The organism is Streptomyces sp. NPDC001744, assembly GCF_042892575.1.
Taxonomy (GTDB): Bacteria; Actinomycetota; Actinomycetes; order Streptomycetales; family Streptomycetaceae; genus Streptomyces.
The window spans coordinates 108,764-132,754 of sequence record NZ_JBIAUG010000017.1 but is presented as its reverse complement, the minus strand read 5'-3'; the positions used below and the strand labels follow the sequence as shown (position 1 = coordinate 132,754).

Genomic DNA, 23,991 nt, shown 5'->3' with positions numbered 1-23,991 from the left:
ACGAGGAGGACACATGACGGAGACCAGCGCGACCGAGGAGTTCCGGGCCGCCCGGGACTTCCTGCTCGCCCACCGCGAGGACTACGACACGGCCCGCGAGGGCTTCGCGTGGCCCCGGCCCGAGCGGTTCAACTGGGCGCTCGAATGGTTCGACGTCGTCGCGGAGGGCAACGACCGGACCGCGCTGCACATCGTCGAGGAGGACGGCTCCGGGGCGCAGGTGTCCTTCGCGGAGATGTCCGCCCGCTCGAACCGGGTCGCGAACTGGCTGCGGGCCCGGGGCGTGCGCGCCGGCGACCGGATCGTCGTCATGCTGGGCAACCAGACCGAGCTGTGGGAGACCGTCCTCGCCGCGATGAAGCTGCGGGCCGTCGTCATCCCCGCCACCCCGCTCCTCGGCCCCGCCGACCTGCGCGACCGCGTCGACCGGGGACGCGCCCGCCACGTCGTCGTCCGCGCCGGGGACACCGCCAAGTTCGACGACGTCCCCGGCGACTACACCCGGATCGCGGTCGGCGGCGACGGGACGGGGGAGTGGCTGGCGTACGAGGACGCCGCCCGCGAGCCGGACGCCTTCGAGCCCGACGGCGTCACCCGCGCGGACGACACGCTGATGCTGTACTTCACCTCCGGCACGACCGCCCGCCCCAAACTGGTCGAGCACACCCACACCTCGTACCCGGTCGGGCACCTCTCCACGATGTACTGGATCGGCCTGCGGCCCGGCGACGTCCACCTCAACATCTCCTCGCCCGGCTGGGCCAAGCACGCCTGGTCCAACCTCTTCGCGCCGTGGAACGCGGAGGCGACCGTTTTCGTCCACAACTACGCGCGCTTCGACCCGGTCCGGCTCATGGACGAGATGGAGCGGAACGGGATCACCAGCTTCTGCGCCCCGCCGACCGTGTGGCGGATGCTGATCCAGGCCGACCTGGCGCAGCTCAAGACCCCGCCGCGCGAGGCCGTCGCCGCCGGGGAACCGCTCAACCCCGAGGTCGTCGAGGCCGTGCGGCGCGCCTGGGGCGTCACCGTCCGGGACGGCTTCGGCCAGACCGAGACCGCCGTCCAGGTCTCCAACAGCCCCGGTCAGCGGCTCAAGGAGGGCTCCATGGGCCGTCCGAGCCCCGGCTACCGGGTCACCCTCCTCGATCCGGTGACCGGCCGCCCGGACGCGGACGAGGGCGAGATCTGCCTCGACCTGTCCGAGCGCCCGGTGGGCCTGATGACCGGCTACCACGGCGATCCGGAGCGCACGGCGGAGGCGATGGCCGGCGGCTACTACCGCACCGGTGACATCGGCGCGCGGGACGAAGAGGGATACATTACTTATATCGGACGCGCGGACGACGTCTTCAAGGCGTCCGACTACAAGATCAGCCCGTTCGAGCTGGAGAGCGCGCTCCTGGAACACGAGGCCGTCGCCGAGGCCGCCGTCGTCCCCGCCCCCGACCCGCTGCGGCTCGCCGTCCCCAAGGCGTACGTCGTGCTCGCGGCGGGCTGGGAGCCGGGCGAGGAGACCGCGAAGGCCCTCTTCGCGCACTCGCGCGCGGTCCTCGCCCCGTACAAGCGGATCCGGCGCATCGAGTTCGCCGACCTGCCCAAGACCGTCTCCGGGAAGATCCGGCGCGTGGAGCTGCGCCGCCTCACCGCCGAGGGCGGCGGCACCGAGTACGCCGAGGGGGACCTCGCGTGAACGCGCCGGAGGAACTCTCGTACGCCCACGGCACGTCCACCACCCCGCTCCTCGGGGACACCATCGGCGCCGGCCTGGACCGGGCCGTCGCCGCCTGGCCCGACCGCGAGGTCCTCGTCGACGTTCCCGCCGGGCGCCGCTGGACCTACGCGGAGTTCGCCGCGGACGTGGACCGGCTGACCGGCGCCCTGCTCGGCAGCGGCGTCCGCAAGGGCGACCGGGTCGGCATCTGGGCCGTGAACCGCGCCGAATGGGTCCTCGTCCAGTACGCCACCGCCCGCATCGGCGCCGTCATGGTCACCGTCAATCCCGCCTACCGGGCGGACGAGTTGGCGTACGTCCTCGACCAGGCGGGCATCTCCCTGCTCTTCGCCTCGCTCGCCCACAGGACGAGCGACTACCGGGCGATGGTCGAGCAGGTCGCCCCGGGACGGAGGGACCTGAGGGAGACCGTGTACTTCGGGGACGCGAGCTGGGACGCGTTCCTCACCCGCACGGCGGGGGAGGCGCGCCCGGAACCGCTCTCCTGCGACGATCCCGCCACCATCCAGTACACCTCGGGGACCACGGGCTTCCCCAAGGGGGCCACGCTCTCCCACCACAACATCCTCAACAACGGTTACTTCGTGGGGGAGATGCTCGCCTACGACGAGCGGGACCGGATCTGCGTCCCGGTCCCGTTCTACCACTGCTTCGGCATGGTGATGGCCAACCTCGCGGCCACCTCGCACGGCGCCTGCCTGGTGATCCCCGCCCCCTCCTTCGACCCCGCCGCCACCCTCCGGGCGGTCCAGGAGGAGCGCTGCACCTCCCTCTACGGGGTGCCGACGATGTTCATCGCGGAGCTGGACCTCCCCGACTTCGCGGCGTACGACCTCTCCACGCTCCGCACCGGGATCATGGCGGGCTCGCCGTGCCCGGCGGAGGTGATGAAACGGGTCGTCGCGGAGATGAACATGGCGGAGGTGTCGATCTGCTACGGCATGACCGAGACCTCGCCCGTCTCCACCCAGACCCGCCGCGACGACGACCTGGAGCGCCGCACCGGCACGGTCGGGCGGGTCCTGCCGCACGTCGAGGTGAAGATCGTGGACCCGGCGAGCGGGCTGACGGTGGAGCGCGGCACGGCGGGGGAGCTGTGCACCCGCGGCTACGGCGTGATGCTCGGCTACTGGGACGACCCGGAGAGGACCGCCGAGGTGATCGACCGGGGCGGCTGGATGCACACGGGCGACCTGGCGGTGATGCGGGACGACGGGTACGTGCGGGTCGTCGGCCGCATCAAGGACATGATCATCCGGGGCGGGGAGAACGTGTACCCGCGCGAGATCGAGGAGTTCCTCCACGGACACGCCAAGATCGCCGACGTCCAGGTGGTCGGCGTCCCCGACGAGCGGTACGGCGAGGAGATCCTGGCCTGCGTGATCCCGCGCGACCCGGCCGACCCGCCCACCCCGGACGAGATCAGGGACTTCTGCCGGGACCGGCTCGCCCCCTACAAGGTCCCCCGCCGGGTGGAGATCCTGACCGAGTTCCCGATGACGGTGAGCGGGAAGGTGCGGAAGGTGGAGCTGCGGGAACGGTACGCCGAGGGGACGTGACGCCGGCCCCGGGCGCGCCCGGCGGACGGAACGTCCCGGGGCGCGCCCGGCGGTGGCTCAGGGCGCGGCGGTGAGGTCCCGGCGCATGCAGACGCGGGGCCATGCCGCCAGGCCGTGGGCCGCCTCCGCCCGGCGGATGGCGCGCAGCCCCTCGGTGAGGGCCGGGTCGGAGTCCGCGAGCGGGCGGAAACCGAGCCGGGCGTAGTACGGGGCGTTCCAGGGCACCTCGGCGAAGGTCGTCAGCGTCAGCGCCGTCAGGCCCTCGCGCGCCGCGGTCCGCGCCAGGTGCTCGATCAGGGCCCGGCCGACGCCCCGGCGGGCGGCCCCCGGACGCACCGACACCTGCTCGACGTGGGCGGCGCCGTCGACCGTGCCGGCGAGCAGGTACGCCACCGGACGGTCGGCGTCGTCCACCGCCACCCAGGCCCGGCCCGCACGGCGGTACGCCTCCAGGACCTCCAGGGACGGCGGGTCGTCGTCGGCGACCGCCGCCATGCCGAGGGAGCGGAACGGCTCGCCGGCCTCCCGTTCGATGTCCTGGAGCAGGGGGAGTTCGGACGCGGCGGCCGCTCTGATGCGCATGCGCCAGTATGGCCCGGGACGGTGCGGGCGGGCACGGTGCGACGTGCCCTCACCGCGCGGGGCCGTCGGCCGCCGGGCGGCCCCGCCCCTCCTCCCCGGCCCGGTCGAGCAGTCCCCCGTCCCGCGAGAAGCGGGGCAGGAACAGGGCGAGGGCCGGGTCGCCGTACAGCGCCACGTACAACTGGACGAGGCCCCCGTCCGTCACCTCCTGGCGGTGGGCCGGCAGCGGGTACCGCTCCCGCAGTCCGGCGATCAGCCGCCGCGCCGCCCCGGTCGTGACGGGCAGCCGCGACAGCGCCGCCGCTCCCAGGGCCGCCGGCGCCCCGGCCGCGAGCGCCACCGCGAGGTCCGCGCCGGACGCCCCGGTCGCGAACGGCCCCGCGAGGACGGTCGGCGGTACGCAGCAGAGCAGCGCCCGCGCGGTCCGCAGCCGCGGGACCGGCCGCAGCAGCCCGGCCCCGCGCAGCTCGCCGCTCAGCGCGTCCACGGCCCGCCGCGCCTCCGGCCGCTGGGCGAGCTCCCCCAGGGCGAGGGCCCGGCGGAGCGACCCGTGCACACCGAGCTGTACGGGGTCGCGGGTCCGGCCCGGCCCGCCGTTGGCCCGAATCGTATGTTTGCGGCCCGCCTCGACCGCCCCGCGCTGGTGCAGTGCCACCAGCGCCACGGTGACGGCGGCCCGCCGCCCGCCCCGCAGCAGCGCGAGCGCCTGCGGCGTCGGCACGCGGTCCGTGTCCCCCTCTCCGCTCTCCCGGCTGCGCGTTCGCAACAGAGCGGCGGCGAGCAGTAGTTCGCCCCAGGCCGCCCCGATGAACCACCACGTCCCCGTCCCCATGACGCCCACCCCCAAGGGAGTTGTGCCCGGTGGAGCGTGATCGTCACGCGTGAATGGCCGATTTCGCATGTCGAGAGGGTGCGGGGGAGGGGGGAGGGGCGCGTGCCCGGCACGCCTTCCGGAGCGCCGCCGGTGCGCTCCGCGCGCGCTCCCGGCGCACCACCCGGGCGTTCCCGGCGCGTTCGCCGTGTTCCCTCCGTGTGCTCTTCGCGTGTCCCCCGCGCGCCCTACGGCGCGCAGGCGCCGCCCGCGGCCAGGTCGTCGGCGGCGCGGTTGACCGGCTGCGGGGTCCCGGTCAGATCGAGCACGAAGAGCGGCAGGCCGATCTCGGCGGCGCGGGAACGGGCTTCCGGGGTGTAGCCGGCGAGCGAGAAGAACACGCTCACGGCGGACGCGTTCAGGCCGTTGAGCCAGAGGCACTCGACCGCCCGCAGCCCGGCGGGCCGGGTGGTCGGGTCCACCTGGGCGACGAGCCCCGGCGCCCGCAGGTCCACCCCGGACGCGGGACGCTCCTCGGGCTGGACGACGCTGGGGAACCCGAGCCAGCGCAGGTACCCGGCGGCGGCCGCCACCGCGTCCCGGGCGGTCCGGATCGTCACGGGCCGGAACGCGCCCCGCGCCGGTCCCGGGCGCGGGACCACCGGGGGCGGCGGGACGTGCGCGGGGCCGTACCCGGCGGACGCGCGGTACGGCCCGGTGGGCGGCGGCACGCCGGGGCCCCGCCGCCCGGCGCCGCCGTCCGGTTCGGTGCCGGAACCGGACGGACCGCCCGGACGCGCGCCCTCCGCACGCGGACCGCTCCCGTCGGCACCGCCCGTGCCCGTACCGCCCGCACCGAAACCGGTCGCACCCGTACCGTTCCCGCCGGGCCGGGGCCCGCCGGGAGCCGTGCCGAACCACTCCGAGCCGGGCTCCGCCGCACGGCGCCGGGCGGCCCCGGAGGACGGTCCGCCCCGGAGGCCGTCACGGCCGGCCGGCGGTCCGCCGGGTCCCGTCCCCGCCGCGTACCGCCCCGGCTCCGCTCCCGTCCCGCGCCCCGGGGCGGAGGGGTCCCTCCCGTCCGGGCCGCGGCCGCCCGGGGGTCGTGACGCCTCCGAGGCCGGCACCGGGGCGGCGCCGTGCCCGGTGCCGTCCGCGCGGCCCCCTTCCGCCGTACCGCCCCCACCGTCCACCGGCCGGACCGGCACCCGCAGGACCGTGCCGCACGGGCAGGCGAACTCCGGGTGGGGCCAGTCGTTCTCGCGGCCGCAGGCGCCGCAGCGGACGGCGACCCACTCGTCCGCCCAGTTCCGGCGCGTGATCGGCTCCGCCGCGCCCGCCGCCACCGGCGCCGCCACGGGACTTCCGCACGCGCAGGGGAAGGCGGGCGCCGCGTACGCCCGCGTGCTCAGGCACTCCGGGCAGCGCACCGGTACGGAATCGCCCACAACCCAACCCCCTGTCGCTCGCTCCCATCGTCCCCCCATCCGCCCTCCCGGGGGAGGCCGTTCGGCCACTTCGGTCCCTCCGGGCGACGCGATCGCGCCGTCCGTCCCGGCGGGCGGACCTCTCTTGACGGCTCTTCGCCGCCGCGCCTACATTGCTTCCGTATAGCAGAACAGTATTTCCGCATTACGGAAACAGTGAGGTGGGCCTCCCGGCGGAGGGGACCTCCTGGATCCGCCCGGCCGAAGCAGGAGCACTCCCATGCCTCGTATGACCGCCGCCGCAGCGGCCGTTGAAATCCTCAAGCGCGAAGGCGTCACCCAGGCGTTCGGCGTCCCCGGCGCGGCGATCAACCCCTTCTACCGCGAGCTCAAGAACGTGGGCGGCGTCGGCCACACGCTCGCCCGCCACGTCGAGGGCGCGTCCCACATGGCCGAGGGCTACACCCGTGCCAAGGCCGGCAACATCGGCGTCTGCATCGGCACGTCGGGACCGGCCGGCACCGACATGATCACCGGCCTGTACTCGGCCGTCGCGGACTCGATCCCGATCCTCTGCATCACCGGACAGGCCCCGGTCGCGAAGCTCCACAAGGAGGACTTCCAGGCCGTCGACATCGCCACCGTCGCCAAGCCGGTCACCAAGGCCGCCACCACCGTCCTGGAGGCCGCGCAGGTCCCCGGCGTCTTCCAGCAGGCGTTCCACCTCATGCGCTCGGGGCGCCCCGGCCCGGTCCTCATCGACCTGCCGATCGACGTCCAGCTGACCGAGATCGAGTTCGACCCGGAGACGTACGAGCCGCTGCCGGTCTACAAGCCGCGCGCCACCCGCGCCCAGGCCGAGAAGGCCCTCGGCTTCCTCCTGGAGTCCGAGCGCCCGCTGATCGTCGCCGGCGGCGGCGTCATCAACGCCGACGCCTCCGACCTGCTCGTGGAGTTCGCCGAGCTGACCGGCGTCCCCGTCATCTCCACCCTCATGGGCTGGGGCACCATCCCGGACGACCACGAGCTGGCCGCCGGCATGGTCGGCGTCCAGACCGCGCACCGCTACGGCAACGCGACCTTCCTGGAGTCCGACTTCGTCCTCGGCATCGGCAACCGCTGGGCCAACCGCCACACGGGCTACAACCTGGACGCGTACACCGAGGGCCGGAAGTTCGTCCACGTCGACATCGAGCCCACCCAGCTCGGCAGGATCTTCGCCCCGGACTACGGCATCGCCTCCGACGCCGGGGCCGCCCTGGAACTCTTCCTGGAGATCGCCCGGGAGTGGAAGGCCGCCGGCCGTCTCCCCGACTTCACCGCCTGGGCCGCCTCCGCGCAGGAGCGCAAGGCGACCCTCCAGCGCCGCACGCACTTCGACGACGTCCCGATGAAGCCGCAGCGCGTGTACGAGGAGATGAACCGGGCCTTCGGTCCGGAGACCCGTTACGTCACCACCATCGGCCTCTCCCAGATCGCCGCCGCGCAGTTCCTGCACGTCTACAGGCCGCGCCACTGGATCAACTGCGGCCAGGCCGGCCCGCTCGGCTGGACCGTCCCGGCCGCCATCGGCGCCGCGACCGCCGACCCGGACACCCCGGTCGTCGCGCTCTCGGGCGACTACGACTTCCAGTTCATGATCGAGGAGCTGGCGGTCGCCGCCCAGCACAAGGTCCCCTACGTCCACGTCCTCGTGAACAACGCCTACCTCGGCCTCATCCGCCAGGCGCAGGGCGGCCTCGGCATCAACTTCGAGGTCAACCTGGAGTTCGAGAACATCAACAGCCCGGAGATCGGCGTCTACGGCGTCGACCACGTCAAGGTCGCCGAGGGCCTGGGCGTCAAGGCCATCCGCGTCGAGGACCCGGACAAGCTGGGCGAGGCCCTGGAGCAGGCCAGGAAGCTGGCCGTCGAGCACCGGGTCCCGGTCGTCGTCGAGGCGATCCTGGAGCGCGTCACCAACATCGCGATGAGCAGGACGGCCGACATGAGCGACGTCACCGAGTTCGAGGAGCTGGCCACCGAGCCCGGCCACGCGCCGACCGCGATCAGGGCCCTCCGGGTCTGATCCGCTCCGCTCCCGCCCCCGCGGCGGGGCCCCCGTCCCGACGAGCACCGGGACGGGGGCCGTTCCCCGTCCGTCCCGCGCCCGGCGCCCGTACGCGCAGGGCCGTGCTCATTCCCGCACCCGTACGCCCTGTGCCCGTACGAGCACCGCGCCCGCCTCCGTCCACTCGTAGAGGACCGACCGGCCCGCCCGTCCCCGCCGGACGAGGCCCGCCTCCCGCAGCACCTTCAGGTGGCGGCCCACCGAACCGAGGCCCTGCCCGGTCAGGGCCACCAGCTGGCTCGTGGACAGCGGGGACCCGAGGCGCACGAGGACCCCCGCCCGCGCCGGTCCGAGCAGCGCGCCGAGCGCCCGCGGCACGACCGGGCCCGAGGCGTCCGCCAGGACGCCCGCGCAGGGGTACACCACCGCGAACCGCTCCGACCCCTCCCAGGACACCCAGCCGGTGGCCGGGGTCACCGGTACGAAGAGCAGCCGGCCGCCGTCGACCGAACGCGGCGGGTAGGAGCGGGCGTTCACCTGGAGGCGGCCGTCGCCCAGCCAGCGCGTCCTCCCCGGGCTCAGCTCGTCCAGGGCCGCCGCCCAGCCGCCCCGCCCCAGCCGCGCGGTCCGCGCCGTCACGTCGGCTTCGAGGATCCGCCGCCGGCGGGGCCACTCCGGAAGCACCGTCTCCCGCCACACCCACGTCAGGACCTCCGCCATCCGTCCGGGCAGGTCCCGCGCCGAACGCAGCGGCTCCGGCACGGGCCCGCCGAGCGCGACGGCCAGCTGCGGCACCGCGCCGGCCGGGTCGGCGGCGCGGACGGCCTCCACCTCCTCCTCGAAGGGCCGCTCGCCCTCGCCCAGCGGCGTCGGCGTCAGGAAGTCCGCGTTCCAGGTGGGGCCGATCGCGGCCCGCACGAGCAGGGCGTCGAGCGGTTCGGCCGCCAGGCGCGCCCGGTAGGCGGGCAGGGACGCGGTCAGCCAGGCCCGTTCGCCCGGGTGGCTCGCGGCGGCCGCGTGCAGGACCTTGAGCGCGGCGACCGTCTCGGCCAGCGGCGACACCACGAAGCGGCCGCCCGCGAGCGAGTCGGTCCCGATCCGCCACCAGCCCATGCCGCCGCCTTCCCACAGGTCCGGGTTTCGCCCCCCGGCGAAACGCTAACGGTACGCGCCGGGCCCCTCCGAGACTCCCCGCATGGCCCGCTACCGCACCCTCTTCCGCACCCCCGAATTCACCCCGCTCCTCCTCACCGGCTCCGTCCACACCGCCGCGCAGACGGTGGCCGGCCTCGGTCTCGCCACCCTCGTCCTCCACGCCACCGGTTCGCCGTTCCTCTCCGCGCTCGCCCTCTTCGGCCCCTCGCTCGCCCAGCTCCTCGGCGCGACCACGCTGCTCTCCGCCGCCGACCGGCTGCCGCCGCGCGCCGCGCTCTCCGGGGTCGCCCTCTTCTTCGCCGCGGGCACGGCCGTCCTGGCGGTCCCCGCCCTTCCCACCTGGGCGGTCTTCGCGGTCCTCCTCGCCGAGGGGCTCGCGGCCTCGCTGGGCGGCGGGGTGCGGTACGGCCTCCTGAACGAGATCCTGCCGCGCGAGGCGTACCTCCTCGGCCGCTCGGTGACGAACATGGCCGCCGGCGCCTGCCAGATCGGCGGTTTCGCGGCCGGCGGGCTCCTCGTCGCCCTGCTCTCACCGCGCGGCGCGGTCCTCGCCGGGGCCGGGCTGTACCTCGCCGCCGCCCTGTTCGCCCGCCTCGGCCTGGGGGCGCGTCCGCCGCGTGCCGGGGGACGGCCCTCGGTCGCGGCGACCCGGCGGACCAACGCGCGGCTCCTGTCCGTGCCCGCCCGGCGCCGCTGCTACCTCGCGCTGTGGGTGCCCAACGGGCTGATCGTGGGCTGCGAGTCGCTGTTCGTGCCGTACGCCCCCGAGCGCGCCGGACTCCTCTTCGTCTGCGGCGCGTTCGGGATGCTGACCGGGGACGTGGCCGTCGGCCGCTTCGTACCGGCGCGGCTGCGCGGCCGGCTCCGCTTCCCGCTCCAGGCGCTGCTCGCCGCCCCGTTCCTCCTCTTCGCCCTCGATCCCGCGCTTCCGCTCGCGCTCGCCGCCGTGACCGTGTCGGCGGTGGGGTACGGGGCGACGCTGCTGCACCAGGAGCGGCTGACGGCCCTGGTGCCGCAGGAGCTGGGCGGTCACGCCCTGGGCCTGCACTCCTCGGGGATGCTCGCGTTCCAGGGGGTGGGCGCGGCCCTGGGCGGCGGCCTCGCCCAGTACACCTTGCCGCGGACCGGGATGGTGGTCCTGGCCCTGGCCTCGCTCGTCGTGACGTTCCTGCTGGCGCGGGCGGACCGGGAGGGGGGAGAAAAGGGGAAGAGCGCGGAACCGGGGTCCGTGGACCTGGTTCCGCGCTCTCCCGCTCGTTGACCGCCCGGCGGTGCGGGGCGGGCGGGCGCGACAGGACGTCCGCACCGCCGGGCGGAGCCTCGGGGTTCCCCGGTACGGGGGGCGTTGGGACCGCGGCGGCGCCGGCGGGCGGAGCGGCCCTCCCCTCCTTCAGGTCAGGAGGGGGAGGCCGTCGCCCTGGCCACCGCACTGGCTCGGCGCCGCCGCGGTCCTCACGCTGTCCGGTTCGCCGGCCACCCCTCATCCGGGCCGGTGTTCCGGACCGCGTACGGCGCTGACCTCCCGTCAAGTGCCGTACGCAGCATGGGTGCTGCCGTGGGTCAGCTCTCGCGCAGGGCGCCGACCGCCTCGGCCACGCGCTTGCCGTAGTCCGGGTCGGCGGCGGCGAAGTGCGCGATGTTCTTCTCGATGACGTCCTCGCGCGACACCTGCGAGAGGCTGCCGGCGATGTTGGCGACGAGCCGGCCCTTCTCGTCCTCGGACATCAGGCGGTACAGCTCGCCGGCCTGGAAGAAGTCGTCGTCCTTGACGTGCGCGGGCGCCTCGTGGGTGCCGGTCCAGCCGTGGACCGCGAGCGGCGCGGAGAGCGCGGCGTCGGTCTGGGCCGGGCCCCGGTACGAGTTGGGCTCGTAGTTCTTGTCGTGGCGCGAGCCGTTGCGGGTGGCCATGAGGCCGTCGCGGCCGTAGTTCTGCGCCGTGGTCGCCCGGGGGGCGTTCACCGGCAGCAGGGTGTGGTTGACGCCGAGGCGGTAGCGGTGGGCGTCCGCGTAGGCGAACAGGCGGCCCTGGAGCATCTTGTCCGGCGAGGGGCCGATGCCGGGCACGAAGTTGTTCGGGGAGAACGCGGCCTGCTCGACCTCGGCGAAGACGTTGTCCGGGTTGCGGTCGAGGACCAGGCGGCCCACCCGCTGGAGGGGGTAGTCGGCGTGCGGCCACACCTTGGTGAGGTCGAACGGGTTGAAGCGGTAGTCCGCCGCCTCGGCCGCCGGCATGATCTGGACGTAGAGGGTCCAGGAGGGGTTGACCCCGCGCTCGATCGCCTGGAGCAGGTCGGTCTGGTGCGAGTTGGCGTCCTTGCCGACCAGTTCGGCGGCCTGCTCGGCGGAGAGGCTGCGGATGCCCTGGTTCGTCTTGAAGTGGTACTTGACGAAGAACGCCTCGCCCGCCTCGTTGGTCCACTGGTAGGTGTGCGACCCGAAGCCGTGCATGTGGCGGTACGAGGCCGGGATGCCGCGGTCGCCGAAGAGCCAGGTGATCTGGTGGGTGGCCTCGGGGGAGTGGGCCCAGAAGTCCCAGACGTTGTCCGGCTCCTGACGACCCGTGAAGGGGTCGCGCTTCTGCGAGTGGATGAAGTCGGGGAACTTGATCGGGTCCTTGATGAAGAACACCGGGGTGTTGTTGCCGACGAGGTCGTAGTTGCCCTCCTCGGTGTAGAACTTCAGCGCGAAACCGCGGGGGTCGCGGACCGCGTCCGCGCCGCCGAGCGAGTCGGCCACGGTGGAGAAGCGGACGAAGGTCTCGGTCCGCTTGCCGACCTCGGAGAGGAAGGCGGCCTTCGTGAAGCCGGTGACGTCGTCGGTCACCTCGAAGTACCCGTACGCGCCGGAACCGCGGGCGTGCACCACGCGCTCCGGGATCCGCTCGCGGTTGAAGCGCGCGAGCTTCTCCAGCAGGTGCTGGTCCTGGAGGAGGAGGGGACCACCGACGCCGGCGGTGGCGGAGTTCTGGTTGTCGGCGACGGGGGCGCCGGACTCGGTCGTAAGCACGCGCTGCGTCATTTCGTCGGGTCGACCTTCCGTACGGGATGCACTGCTGAAGTGGTGAGGAGCGTAAGTACGCCGCTCGAAAAACGTCAACAGTTTGTTGAAATCGAAGTGTGGTGTTCCGGCCGGCGGCGGCGCCTGGGCGCGACAGGACAAGTGTCGGCACCGCCGCCGGCCGGAAATCGGGGGCCCCGGGAGCGGGGCGGGGGATCAGACCTGCCGGCCGGAGAGGCGCTCGACGGCGCGGAGCAGGGCCGAGTGGTCCAGGCCGCCGTCGCCCTGCTCGCGCAGGGAGGCGACGAGCTGGGCGACGACCGCGCCGACCGGGAGGGCGGCGCCGACGTTGCGGGCGGCGTCGGTGACGATGCCCATGTCCTTGTGGTGCAGGTCGATCCGGAAGCCCGGCTTGAAGTCCCGGTTCAGGAAGTTGTCCTTCTTGCGGGTCAGCACGGTCGAGCCGGCCAGACCGCCGTTGAGGACGTCGAGGGCGGCGCCCAGGTCCACGCCGGACTTCTCCAGGAACACCACGGCCTCGGCGCACGCCTGGATGTTGACCGCCACGATGAGCTGGTTGGCGGCCTTCACCGTCTGGCCGGAGCCGTGCGGCCCGCACAGCACGATCGTCCTGCCGAGGGCCTCCAGGATCGGCAGGGCCTCGTCGAAGTCGGCCCGCTCGCCGCCGACCATGATCGAGAGTACGGCCTCGACGGCGCCGGCCTCGCCGCCGGAGACCGGGGCGTCGAGGACGCGTAGCCCCTTCTCCGCGGCGTTCTTGGCGAGGTCGACCGAGGTCTGCGGGGTGATCGACGACATGTCGACGAGCAGCGCACCCCGCTTCGCGTTCTCCAGGATGCCGTCGGGGCCGTAGGCGATCGCCTCGACCTGAGGGGAGGCGGGCACCATCGTGATGACCACGTCGGCGTCCTCGACGGCCTCGGCGATCGAGCCCGCGGCGGTGCCGCCGGCCGCGGCGAGGCGGTCCAGCTTGTCCTGCTCCAGGGTGAAGCCGGTGACCCGGTAGCCGGCCTTGAGGAGGTTCTCGGACATGGGGGAGCCCATGATGCCGAGGCCGATCCAGGCGATCGCGGGGCGGGCGGGCCGGGGGGAATCGGTGAGGTTGCTGCTCATGGTGAGGATGCCTCTCGGGAAACTCTGGTGGTGCGGGGGAGGGGGCGCGGGTCGGCCGGTCAGCGGGCCGCGCGGGCCTCGGCCGGAAGCCACGCGAAGGACGCGGCGGCGTCGGCGGCCTTGTACTCCAGGCCGACCCAGCCGTCGTAGCCGGCCTTCCTCAGCTCGTCGAGGAGCCGCTCCAGGGGCAGGTCGCCGGTGCCCGGCGCGCCGCGGCCCGGGTTGTCCGCGATCTGCACGTGGCCGGTCCTGTCCGCGTACCGCGCGATGACCTCGCTCACGTCCTCGCCGTTCATCGACAGGTGGTAGACGTCGAGCAGGAACTTGGCGTTGCCGAGGCCGGTGGCCGCGTTGACCTTGTCCACGACCTCGATCGCGGCGGGGGCGCTCACCAGCGGGTAGAGCGGCGACTCCGGCGCGTTGAGGGCCTCGATCAGGAGGATCGCGCCGACGCGGTCGGCGGCCCGGGCGGCCAGGACCAGGTTCTCCAGGGCGAGGGCGTCCTGGACCTCCGGGTCCACGCCCTCGACGCGGTTGCCGTAGAGCGCGTTGAGCGCCCCGCAGCCGACCGAGGCGGCGAAGTCGGCGGCCACGTCGATGTTGGCGCGGAAGCGGTCCGACTCCTCCCCGGGCACGGAGAGGGCCCCGCGGTCCGGGCCGGGGAGCCGTCCGGCGTAGAAGTTCAGGCCCACCAGCCGGGTTCCGGCGTCGTCGAGGGCCTTCTTGAGGGCGTCGAGCTCGCTCTGCCGGGGGGTGGCGGTGTCGATCCAGGGCCACCACAGCTCGACCGCGGTGAAGCCCGCCGCGGCGGCGGCCGCGGGGCGCTCCAGGAGCGGGAGTTCCGTGAAGAGGATCGACAGGTTCACATCGAAGCGCTGGTCCGTGACGGCGTCTTCTGGGAAGCGGGTCATGAGGGGTGGGCGCTCCTTCCGTATCGCGGAAGTAAGTTTCTGTCTGACGGAATGCTGCAAGGTGGGCGGCGTGCTTGTCAAGGGGTCCCCGCAGGTCCGGGGCTCCCGCCGGGCCGGGGAAGGGCCGTAGCGTGGGGACATGGTGCGTTTGAAAGTGGAGTTCACGACCGAGCCCTTCGACCTCGACGAGGCCCCGGCGCACGCGGTCGTGGCCCGTGAGGTCATCCAGTCGGCCGGCCTCGACGCGGTCGACGTCGGCCCCTTCGGCAACACGGCGGAGGGCGGCGCGGACGCGGTGCTCACCGCCGTCGGCGCGCTGCTCCGCGAATCGCTCGCGGCCGGCGCCACCCGCGTCTCGCTCCAGGTCAACGTGATCGGGCGGGACGGGGCCGGGGAGGGCGCCGCCGGGCACGGCGCGACCGGGGGCGGCACCGCCGCCGAGGGGGGCGAGAAGTGAACGAACACCCTCTGGTCGCCGCGGTGAAGCCCCTGGTGGACGCCATGGGCGCCGAACTGCTCGACCCCGGGCGGGCCGGGGCCGACGACGTGGTCCTGTCCTGGGAGGGGGAGGACGTGCTCGCCGTGCGCCTCCCGCAGCTGTCGGAGTCCCTGGACCACATCCTGGCGGCGATGGAGCGGCGGTACGGGACGGCGCTGTCGGAGCTCGACCGCAAGTCCAAGCAGGAGGTCGTCCGCGCCCTGGAGGCGCGCGGCGCCTTCTCCGTGCGCCACGGGGTGGAGACGGTGGCGGGCGCGCTCGGCGTCAGCCGCTTCACCGTCTACAACTACCTGAACCGGGAGACCGCTCTGAACAGGGAAAAGGCCGTCGAGAACGACTAGTTGGCCCCGCGTGACCGCAAGCCGTCGTCCGGATGTCGGGGCGACGGCTTTTGCGTGACCAACTTTTCAACAAAGTGTTGACGTCGTGTTGCGGAGGGCGTTAGCTATCCGCAGCCCGTCCGACGCACAGCGAAAAACAGCCACGGAGGCTTCCCGTGACTTCAGGTACGACACCGGGCCTCGCCCGGTTCAACACCTCGGCGGACAGCGAGGCCGTCGCCGCGCTCCACGAGGTGTGCTCCAGCTCGGCGTGGGGGAGCAAGATCCTCGCCCGGCGCCCGTACACCACCGCCGAAGCCCTCTTCCTCGCCAGCGACGCCGCCACGGCCGAGCTGACCGCCGAGGACCTGGCCGAGGCGATGGCGGGGCACCCGCCGATCGGTCGTCCGAAGGCCGGGGACCCGACCTCCTCCCGCGAACAGAGCGGGATGGCCGGCGCCTCCGAGGAACTCAGGGCCGAGATGCTCGAACTCAACCTGGCCTACCAGGAGAAGTTCGGTCACGTCTTCCTCATCTGCGCCACCGGCAGGACCGGTGAGCAGATGCGCGACGCGGCCCGCGAGCGGATCGCCCACTCGCCCGAGGAGGAGCGGGAGACCGTCCGCACCGAACTGGGCAGGATCAACCGCATCCGGCTGGCCCGTCTCGTAGAGGAAGAGAACACCGCATGAGCACCGACACCACCGCCTCGGTGTCCACCCACATCCTGGACACCAGCCGCGGCCGTCCCGCCGGGGGCGTCGCCGTCACGCTCGCGGCCCGCGCCGGCTCCGGCGCGGAATGGGTCGCGCTCGGCGGCTCCGCCACCGACGCGGACGGGCGCTGCAAGGACCTGCCGGCCCTGCCGGAGGGAACCACCCACGTGCGCCTCGACTTCGAGACCGAGGCGTACTTCCTGAGCAAGCAGAACAAGCAAGCCGAGGCGCAGCAGGACGCCCCCGCGAATCGGGACAGCGGTACGACCGGTGCGTTCTTCCCGGAGGTGGCGATCACGTTCGCCGTCGTCCCGGGCGAGCACTACCACGTACCGCTGCTGCTCAACCCGTTCGGCTACTCCGTTTACCGAGGGAGCTAGCAGACATGACACCCCTTTCCCGCCCTGCCCACCCTGTGATCCTCGGCCAGAACCAGTACGGCAAAGCGGAGAACCGCGTCGTCAAGATCACGCGGGACGGCGCCACCCACCACATCAAGGACCTGAACGTCTCCGTCGCCCTCTCCGGCGACCTCAGCGACGTCCACCTCACCGGCTCCAACGCCCACTGCCTCCCCACCGACACGACGAAGAACACCGTCTTCGCGTTCGCCAAGGAGTACGGCATCGAGTCCGCCGAGCAGTTCGGCATCCACCTCGCCCGCCACTTCGTGACGAGCCAGGAGCCGATCAAGCAGGCCCGCATCCGGATCGAGGAGTACGCCTGGGAGCGCATCGCCTCCTCCGACGCCAACTCCCGGTTCATCGGCGCCGACGAGGTCAACCACTCCTTCGCCCGCAAGGGCCAGGAGACCCGCGTCACCCAGATCACCTACGACGGCGAGAAGTGGGAGGTCATCTCCGGCCTCAAGGACCTCGTCGTCATGAACTCCACCAACTCGGAGTTCTGGGGCTACATCAAGGACGAGTACACGACGCTGCAGGAGGCGTACGACCGCATCCTGGCCACCCAGGTGTCCGGCCGCTGGCGCTTCAACTGGACCGACGACGACCAGCGCATGCCCCACTGGGAGCGGTCCTACGAGCAGACCAGGAAGCACATGCTGGAGGCGTTCGCGGAGACCTACTCGTACTCCCTCCAGCAGACGCTCTACCAGATGGCCGCCCGGATCATCAACCACCGCTCGGAGATCGACGAAGTCCGCTTCTCGCTCCCGAACAAGCACCACTTCCTGGTCGACCTCGAACCCTTCGGCCTGAAGAACGACAACGAGGTCTACTACGCCGCCGACCGCATGTACGGCCTCATCGAGGCCACCGTCCTGCGGGACGGAGCCACGGCGCAGATCCCGGTCGACATGACCAACCTCTAAGCGGCATCCGAGTGACCGGCCCCCGCCCGCCCGCAGCCGGGCGGGGGCCGCACCGGACCGGAGGGAATCCCATGGCACAGCCCGCAATGGGGCCGGCACCCGCCGAAGGCCCGTGTTCCACCCCGCCGTCCACCCCGGCAGACTGCCACCCGGTGGACGAGAAGCTCCCCACCTCGCGGCTCGTCCCCGCGGCACTCCAGCACATCGCCGCCATGTACGCCGGCGTCGTCACCCCTCCGCTCATCATCGGCCAGGCCGTCGGCCTGGACGCGGCCGGCATGACCCGGCTCATCGCGGCCAGCCTCCTCATCGCGGGATGCGCGACCATCCTGCAGACCCTCGGCCTCGGACGCTTCGCCGGCAACCGGCTCCCGTTCGTCAACGCCGCCTCGTCCGCGGGCATCGCCCCGATGCTCGCCATCGCCGAGACCAGCGCCCCCGGAGACCAACTCCCCTCCATCTACGGGGCGGTGATGGTCGCCGGAGTGTTCTGCCTCGCCGTCGGCCCCTTCTTCGGCAGACTCCTGCGCTTCTTCCCGCCGCTCGTCACCGGCGTCGTCATCACCCTCATCGGGGTCACCCTGATGCCCGTGCCCGTCGGCTGGGCGCAGGGGGGCGACCGGCTCGCCGCCGACTTCGGCGCCATGAAGTACCTGGCACTGGCCGCCTTCACCCTCGTCGTCATCCTGCTCTTCCAGCGCTTCGGCAAGGGCTTCGTCAAGCAGATCGCCCTGCTGCTCGGCCTCTTCGTCGGCACCCTCGCCGCGATCCCCTTCGGCATGGCCGACTTCACGGCCCTGCGCGAGGCGCCCGTCGCGGCCCTGCCCACCCCCTTCGCCTTCGGCGCCCCCGAGTTCCAGCCCGCCGCGATCCTCTCCCTGTGCATCGTGATGCTGGTCCTGATGACGGAGTCCAGCGCCGGCATGCTCGCCCTCGGCGAGATCTGCGAACGGCGCAGCGACGGCCGGACCATCACCCGGGGCCTGCGCACCGACGGCATCGCCACCCTCCTCGGCCCCGTCTTCGGCGGCTTCCCGACCTCGGCCTTCGCCCAGAACGTCGGCGTCGTCTCGCTGACCCGGGTCCGCTCCCGGTACGTGGTCGCCGTCGCCGGCGGCGCCCTCCTGGTCCTCGGCGCCTTCCCCGTCCTCGGCGCGGTCGTCTCCACGGTCCCGATGCCCGTCCTCGGCGGCGCCGGCATCGTCCTCTTCGGCTCGATCGCCGTCAGCGGCATCCGCACCCTGTCGGAGGCCGGACTCGACGACAGCTCCAACATCATCCTGGTGGCCGTCGCGCTCGGAGCGGGCATCATCCCGCTCGCCGCGCCCACCTTCTACGCCGACTTCCCGGCCTGGGCGCAGACCGTCCTCGGCTCCGGCATCAGCGCGGGCGCGCTCGTCGCGGTCCTGCTCAACCTGTTCTTCCACCACCTCGGCGCCCGGAGCCGCACGGCCCCGGCACTCGAATCCTCCTAGGGCGTGTCCGGAAAGTCCCGCCCCCAGGGACGGACGACGCCGCTTCCGGCGCACACCCCGGGCCCCGCCGCGCCCGCCCCACTCCCGAGGAATGAAGGAGGCACCGTCATGGCAGCACCTTCGACAGCTCCCCAGCGGATCGTCGTCGAGAACGCGGCGATCGCGACCGTCGACGCGGACGACACCGGGTACGCCTCCGGGCACCTCGTCGTCGCGGGCAACAGGATCGAGTCCGTCGGCCCCGGCAGCGCCCCCGGTGACCTGGCGAACGTGGTCCGGCGGATCGACGCCGCCGGCCACCTCGTCACACCCGGCCTGGTCAACACCCACCACCACTTCTACCAGTGGATCACCCGGGGCCTCGCGACCGACCACAACCTCTTCGACTGGCTGGTCGCGCTCTATCCGGCCTGGGCACGGATCGACGAGCGGATGGTGCGCGCCGCCGCCCGGGGCTCGCTGGCGATGATGGCCCGGGGCGGCGTCACCACCGCCGCGGACCACCACTACATCCACCCGGTGGGCTCCGGCGACCTCTCCGGCGCCGTCATCGGCGCCGCCGCCGAGACGGGCGTCCGCCTCACCCTGGCCCGCGGTTCCATGGACCGCGGCGAGAAGGACGGCGGCCTGCCGCCGGACTTCGCCGTCGAGACCACCGAGGGCGCGCTCGCCGCCACCGAGGAGACGGTGAAGCGCCACCACGACGCCTCGCCCGACGCGATGGTCCAGGTCGCCGTCGCCCCCTGCTCCCCCTTCTCGGTCTCCACCGAACTGCTCCGCGAGAGCGCCGCGCTCGCCCGCCGCCTGGGCGTGCGCCTGCACACCCACGGCTCGGAGACCGCGGAGGAGGAGAAGTTCTGCCACGAACTGTTCGGCATGGGGCCGACGGACTACTTCGAGTCCACGGGCTTCCTCGGCGAGGACGTGTGGATGGCGCACTGCGTCCACATGAACGACTCCGACATCGCCGCCTTCGCCCGCACGAGGACGGGCGTGGCCCACTGCCCCTCCTCCAACGCGCGCCTCGCCGCCGGCATCGCCCGCGTACCGGACATGCTCGCGGCGGGCGTCCCCGTCGGCCTCGGCGTCGACGGCACCGCCTCCAACGAGTCCGGCGAGCTCCACACGGAGCTGCGCAACGCGCTTCTCGTCAACCGGCTCGGCGTCCACCGCGAGGCCGCGCTGAGCGCCCGCCAGGCCCTGCGCCTCGGCACCCACGGCGGCGCGCGGGTCCTCGGCCGCGCCGACGACACCGGCTCCCTGGAGGCGGGCAAGCTCGCCGACTTCGTCCTCTGGAGGATCGACGGCCTCGGCCACTCCACGATCGCCGACCCGGTCGCCGCCCTCGTCCTCGGTGCGGCCGCCCCGGTCACCGCCTCCTTCGTCAACGGCAGGCAGATCGTCGAGAACGGCCGGCTGCTCACGGTCGACGAGGACGCCGTCGCGCGCGAAGCGCGCACGGAGGCACGGCGCCTGGCCCGCGTCGCGGCCCGGCCCTGACCCTCCCCACGGAGTCCGGCCGAGGGGGGACGGCCCCCGGCCGGTCGCCGCGGACCCGCACGGGTCCGCGGCAGCCCGACCGGGAGGTGCCGTACGCGGAAGACGTACGGCACCTCCCGGGACGGTGAGCCGTGCCCGCACCCCCACCGGGCACCCGTCCGCGCGCCGCTCCTCCCGCGGCGGCACCGCTCCACCCCGCGAAGCACCGTCCGCCGGACATCCCGCGCGCGACGGGCGGGCCGCACCTCCCGCACACCGCACCGCACCTCCCCGCACCTCCTCGCACCACCTCCCTGACACCCACGTCACCGCCGACGTGCACCCGACCGGAGGAACCGCCGTGGCCGCCACGCCCCAGGTTCGCAAGGCACAAGAAGCAGGCTCCGCCCCCGACGCCCGCGAGAGGCATCCCGTCGACGAGACGCTCCCCCCACTGAAGATGCTCACCAGCGGCCTCCAGCACGTGGCCGCCATGTACGCGGGCGTCGTCGCCCCGCCCCTGATCGTCGGAGCGGCCGTCGGCCTCTCCGGCACCGAACTCACCTTCCTCACCGGTGCCAGCCTCTTCACCGCGGGGCTCGCCACCTTCCTGCAGACCCTCGGCGTCTGGAAGATCGGCGCCCGCCTCCCGTTCGTCAACGGCGTCACCTTCGCCGGCGTCGCCCCGATGCTCGCGATCATCGACACGACCGGGAACAAGACCGACGCGCTTCCCGTGATCTTCGGCGCGATCATCGTCGCCGGACTCCTCGGCTTCCTCGCCGCCCCCTGGTTCTCCCGGCTGGTGCGGTTCTTCCCCCCGGTCGTCACCGGCACCGTCATCACCCTCATAGGCGTCTCCCTCCTCCCGGTGGCGTTCGGCTGGGCCCAAGGACCCAACCCCAAGGCGGCGGACTACGGTTCGGCCACCTTCCTCTCCCTCGCCGGCATCACCCTCGTCGTCGTCCTGCTCCTGCGCCGCTTCACCCGCGGCTTCCTCAAGCAGATCGCCGTCCTGCTCGGCCTCGTCGCCGGCACCCTCATCGCCGTACCGTTCGGCGTCACCGACTTCTCCCCGGTGACCGAGGCGGACATCGTCGGCTTCCCGTCGCCGTTCCACTTCGGCGCCCCGCAGTTCGCCCTCGCCGCGATCGTCTCCATGTGCGTGGTCATGCTGGTCTCCATGACCGAGTCGACCGCCGACATGCTGGCGCTCGGTGAGATCGTCGAGCGGCCCGCCGACGAGAAGACCATCGCCGCCGGACTGCGCGCCGACACCCTCGGCTCCGCGCTCAGCCCCCTCTTCAACGGCTTCATGTGCAGCGCCTTCGCCCAGAACATCGGCCTGGTCGCCATGACCCGCATCCGCAGCCGCTTCGTCGTCGCCTGCGGCGGCGGCTTCCTGGTCCTGATGGGCCTCTCGCCGGTCGCCGCCTCGCTCATCTCGATCGTCCCCCGGCCGGTCCTCGGCGGCGCGGGTGTCGTCCTCTTCGGCTCGGTCGCCGCCAGCGGCATCCAGACCCTCGTCAAGGCCGGTCTGGAGAAGGACAACAACGTGCTGATCGTGGCCGTCTCCCTGGCCGTCGGCATCATCCCGATCACCGAGCCCGGCTTCTACCACTCCTTCCCGGAGACCGCGCGGATCATCCTGGACTCGGGCATCTCGACCGGCTGTGTCGCCGCCGTCCTGCTCAACGTGGTCTTCAACCACCTGGGACGGCGCCAGAACGACGACGAGGTCACCGCCCCGATGGAGCCCGGCGAGGAGATCTCCGGCAGCCGCGCCGCGAAGGCGGCGCACGTCCACTGACCCCGCTCCCCCGCCCCGCCCGGCCGCCCCGGCCCCCGCGCCCGCCCCGGCCCCCGCGCCCGCCGCGGGGCCCGGGGCCGGAGCGCGCCGGGGCCGGCCGGGGGAGCGGTGCCCGCCGCCGGGGCCCGGCGCACCCCGTCCGGCCCGGACCGCCCCCGGCGACCGGCATCCGGCGCCCGCGCGCTCACCCCTCCACCGCCGTCCGCCGCCGGCACTCCCGGGCCAGCGACGGGTAGGCGGCGGCGATCGCCTCGTACAGCCGCCCGCGCAGCAGCCGTTCGGCCTCACCGCGGCCGGTCTCGCCGTACAGCCCGTCGAGCAGCGCCTCGTACCGCGAGAGGGCGTGCCGCAGGTAGCTCACCTGCCACCGCGCGAGCGCCCCGGCGGGCGGCCCGCCCCGGCCCGGCGCCGCTCCCGCCTCCCTCCCCGGCCCCGGCCCCGGACTCCGGGCCCCCAGCGCGTGCCGGTGGAGCACCGCGCGCCGCTCCAGCTCGGGGAGGGGGAGGCGGGGCACCTCGATCGGCTCCGCGCGGATCGCGGCCAGGACGGCGGCCCGCCGCCGTGCGGCGTACGCCCCGGTGGCGGAGGAGCGGGCCCGTGAGAGCGCCGAGGCCCCGGCGAACTCGGGCGTCCGCTCCACGGCCTCCACCCGGGCGAGCAGATAGAGGCGCACCGGCGCGAGGGACCAGCGGCGCGGATCGCGCCCCTGTACGTCGGGCGCGCCGAGCAGGTCCCGCACCATCGCGTCGGTCCAGCCGCGCCGGCGCACCCCGGCGAGTGCCACGTAGGTCGTACGGTCCGTCATGATCCCCCCAGAAATCGACTACGCAGAGTGACGATCCCAGTGAAGCGCACCCCACTGACAACGCCTCCGCCGACCGAGCCCGCCACCGGCGCTCCCCCCGGCGGAGGGTCGTCGGCGGCACCCCCGACACTCCACTTCACGGCGCCCCCTTGTCGGGGCCGCCCCGCCTGTGCGATATAGGTCTGGACCTTTCCGACGGACGGAGGCCCGCCCGTGCAACGCCCGCTCCCCCCAAGGCTTTCGGCAGCCCTGGGACCGCTCCTCGCGCTCGTCCTCGCCGCCTGCTCCACCGCCGGACCCGAGCCCGGGGACGTCCGGCCCCCCGCCGCGCCCACCGGCGTCACCGCCACGGCGGGCAGCGCGAGCACCGTCCACGTCATGTGGAGCGCGGCCACCGACGACCGCGCCGTCACCGGCTACGAGGTCTACCGCGAGGGCCGCAAGGTCAAGGACCTCCCCGCCACCACCCTCATGACCGACGTCACCGGACTCGCCCCGGCCACCCCCCACCGCTTCGCCGTCCGCGCCCGCGACGCCGCCGGCAACGTCTCCCTCCCCAGCGCCACCGCCGCCGCGACCACCCTCCCCGCCTCCACCCGGGACCACACGCCCCCCACCGCCCCGAAGGACCTCCGCGCCGCCCCCGACGGCAGCCGCGCGGCCACCCTCCGCTGGACCCCGGCCCGGGACGACACCGGAGTCACCGCGTACGACGTCCACCAGGCGGGCGTCCGCATCCACACCGTCCCGGGCACCGCCACCGGTGCCCGTGTCACCGGTCTGCGCCCGGGCACCGCCTACGCGTTCACCGTCCGGGCCCGCGACGCCGCCGAGAACTCCTCCCCGGACAGCGGCACGGTCGACCTCACCACCGCCCCCGCGCCGGGCGCACCCCCCAACACGGCCCCCACCGGCCTCACCGCCACCGCCGCGAAGGGCGGCGAGATCACCCTCACCTGGACCCCGCCGAGGACCGGCGCCCCGGTCACCCACCACGAACTGCACCTCGACGGCCGCTTCGCCACCACCATCGTCTGGGGCACCGAACCGCCCACGGGCCGCGCCACCTACACCTTCCCGGTCACCGACCCCCCGGGCACCCGCCACACCGTCACCCTCCGCGCCCGGCTCCCGGACGGCACCTGGGGCGACTTCTCGGCACCGAGGACGGTGGTGGTGCGCTGACCCCCGCC

Annotated in this window: 20 protein-coding genes and 1 pseudogene; 13 read left to right on the top strand and 8 right to left on the bottom strand. The window is 73.7% G+C overall.

Annotated elements, in window-relative coordinates; all coding sequences use genetic code 11:
* The first annotated feature begins 13 nt into the window (after positions 1–13).
* Both ACFYZY_RS20890 and ACFYZY_RS20885 read left to right on the top strand, forming a co-directional pair.
* Complete coding sequence (locus ACFYZY_RS20890; RefSeq protein ID WP_388696157.1) at positions 14–1,693, top strand: AMP-binding protein; 1,680 nt, start codon at positions 14–16, stop codon at positions 1,691–1,693.
* Entirely contained in the window at positions 1,690–3,294 is a 1,605-nt protein-coding gene (locus ACFYZY_RS20885) for an AMP-binding protein (protein WP_388696155.1), read from the top strand. Before ACFYZY_RS20890 ends, ACFYZY_RS20885 begins: the two co-directional genes overlap by 4 nt.
* 57 nt (positions 3,295–3,351) lie before the next feature.
* Here the strand turns inward: ACFYZY_RS20885 and ACFYZY_RS20880 are convergent, their stop codons facing one another.
* The 3 genes and pseudogenes from ACFYZY_RS20880 to ACFYZY_RS20870 all read right to left on the bottom strand — a co-directional run.
* Positions 3,352–3,876 carry a GNAT family N-acetyltransferase gene (locus tag ACFYZY_RS20880; protein ID WP_388696153.1) on the bottom strand — a complete coding sequence of 175 codons (525 nt, stop codon included), beginning with the start codon at positions 3,874–3,876 and terminating at the stop codon, positions 3,352–3,354.
* A gap of 49 nt (positions 3,877–3,925) precedes the next feature.
* On the bottom strand, positions 3,926–4,708 hold the full coding sequence (locus tag ACFYZY_RS20875) for a TIGR04222 domain-containing membrane protein (protein ID WP_388696150.1): 783 nt from the start codon (positions 4,706–4,708) through the stop codon (positions 3,926–3,928).
* Between the two features lie 227 nt (positions 4,709–4,935).
* Positions 4,936–5,409, bottom strand: a pseudogene (locus ACFYZY_RS20870) (hypothetical protein); the annotation flags it as partial.
* 985 nt (positions 5,410–6,394) lie between these two features.
* Here ACFYZY_RS20870 and gcl point away from each other — a divergent pair.
* Entirely contained in the window at positions 6,395–8,182 is a 1,788-nt protein-coding gene (gene gcl / locus ACFYZY_RS20865; protein ID WP_388696147.1) for a glyoxylate carboligase, read from the top strand.
* A gap of 108 nt (positions 8,183–8,290) precedes the next feature.
* Here gcl and ACFYZY_RS20860 read toward each other — a convergent pair whose 3' ends face one another.
* Positions 8,291–9,277 (bottom strand): ArsR family transcriptional regulator, encoded by a 987-nt coding sequence (locus tag ACFYZY_RS20860; protein WP_388696145.1) that lies wholly within the window; start codon positions 9,275–9,277, stop codon positions 8,291–8,293.
* Between the two features lie 82 nt (positions 9,278–9,359).
* Here ACFYZY_RS20860 and ACFYZY_RS20855 point away from each other — a divergent pair, with 82 nt between their 5' ends.
* Complete coding sequence (locus tag ACFYZY_RS20855; RefSeq protein WP_388696143.1) at positions 9,360–10,580, top strand: MFS transporter; 1,221 nt, start codon at positions 9,360–9,362, stop codon at positions 10,578–10,580.
* Positions 10,581–10,879: 299 nt separating this feature from the next.
* Here the strand turns inward: ACFYZY_RS20855 and ACFYZY_RS20850 are convergent, their stop codons facing one another.
* The 3 genes from ACFYZY_RS20850 to ACFYZY_RS20840 form a co-directional block, all read right to left on the bottom strand.
* Positions 10,880–12,337 (bottom strand): catalase, encoded by a 1,458-nt coding sequence (locus tag ACFYZY_RS20850; RefSeq protein WP_388696140.1) that lies wholly within the window; start codon positions 12,335–12,337, stop codon positions 10,880–10,882.
* Positions 12,338–12,532: 195 nt separating this feature from the next.
* On the bottom strand, positions 12,533–13,450 hold the full coding sequence (locus ACFYZY_RS20845) for a 2-hydroxy-3-oxopropionate reductase (RefSeq protein WP_388696136.1): 918 nt from the start codon (positions 13,448–13,450) through the stop codon (positions 12,533–12,535).
* Positions 13,451–13,509: 59 nt separating this feature from the next.
* Complete coding sequence (locus tag ACFYZY_RS20840) at positions 13,510–14,361, bottom strand: TIM barrel protein (protein WP_388696133.1); 852 nt, start codon at positions 14,359–14,361, stop codon at positions 13,510–13,512.
* A 142-nt stretch (positions 14,362–14,503) separates the two neighbouring features.
* On the opposite strand from ACFYZY_RS20840, the gene ACFYZY_RS20835 reads away from it, so the two are divergent.
* From ACFYZY_RS20835 to ACFYZY_RS20800, 8 genes are all read left to right on the top strand, one after another.
* Positions 14,504–14,818: a thiamine-binding protein gene (locus ACFYZY_RS20835; protein ID WP_388696257.1), complete on the top strand. Its 315-nt coding sequence runs from the start codon at positions 14,504–14,506 to the stop codon at positions 14,816–14,818.
* 44 nt (positions 14,819–14,862) lie between these two features.
* A complete protein-coding gene (locus tag ACFYZY_RS20830; protein WP_388696254.1) occupies positions 14,863–15,201 on the top strand; it encodes a helix-turn-helix domain-containing protein in 339 nt (112 codons plus the stop codon).
* A gap of 155 nt (positions 15,202–15,356) precedes the next feature.
* Positions 15,357–15,872 carry a 2-oxo-4-hydroxy-4-carboxy-5-ureidoimidazoline decarboxylase gene (gene uraD, locus ACFYZY_RS20825; protein WP_388696131.1) on the top strand — a complete coding sequence of 172 codons (516 nt, stop codon included), beginning with the start codon at positions 15,357–15,359 and terminating at the stop codon, positions 15,870–15,872.
* Positions 15,869–16,276 (top strand): hydroxyisourate hydrolase, encoded by a 408-nt coding sequence (uraH, locus tag ACFYZY_RS20820; RefSeq protein WP_388696129.1) that lies wholly within the window; start codon positions 15,869–15,871, stop codon positions 16,274–16,276. Before uraD ends, uraH begins: the two co-directional genes overlap by 4 nt.
* A 5-nt stretch (positions 16,277–16,281) precedes the next feature.
* Positions 16,282–17,229: a factor-independent urate hydroxylase gene (gene pucL, locus ACFYZY_RS20815; protein ID WP_388696126.1), complete on the top strand. Its 948-nt coding sequence runs from the start codon at positions 16,282–16,284 to the stop codon at positions 17,227–17,229.
* 71 nt (positions 17,230–17,300) lie between these two features.
* Positions 17,301–18,704 (top strand): nucleobase:cation symporter-2 family protein, encoded by a 1,404-nt coding sequence (locus ACFYZY_RS20810; protein ID WP_388696123.1) that lies wholly within the window; start codon positions 17,301–17,303, stop codon positions 18,702–18,704.
* Between the two features lie 108 nt (positions 18,705–18,812).
* Positions 18,813–20,204 carry an 8-oxoguanine deaminase gene (locus tag ACFYZY_RS20805; protein WP_388696121.1) on the top strand — a complete coding sequence of 464 codons (1,392 nt, stop codon included), beginning with the start codon at positions 18,813–18,815 and terminating at the stop codon, positions 20,202–20,204.
* 439 nt (positions 20,205–20,643) lie between these two features.
* A complete protein-coding gene (locus ACFYZY_RS20800) occupies positions 20,644–21,993 on the top strand; it encodes a nucleobase:cation symporter-2 family protein (protein ID WP_388696252.1) in 1,350 nt (449 codons plus the stop codon).
* Between the two features lie 184 nt (positions 21,994–22,177).
* On the opposite strand, the gene ACFYZY_RS20795 is transcribed toward ACFYZY_RS20800, so the two are convergent.
* Positions 22,178–22,798 carry a hypothetical protein gene (locus tag ACFYZY_RS20795; protein ID WP_388696119.1) on the bottom strand — a complete coding sequence of 207 codons (621 nt, stop codon included), beginning with the start codon at positions 22,796–22,798 and terminating at the stop codon, positions 22,178–22,180.
* A 213-nt stretch (positions 22,799–23,011) separates the two neighbouring features.
* Between ACFYZY_RS20795 and ACFYZY_RS20790 the strand changes: the two genes are divergently transcribed.
* A complete protein-coding gene (locus tag ACFYZY_RS20790; RefSeq protein WP_388696117.1) occupies positions 23,012–23,983 on the top strand; it encodes a fibronectin type III domain-containing protein in 972 nt (323 codons plus the stop codon).
* Positions 23,984–23,991 lie beyond the last annotated feature (8 nt).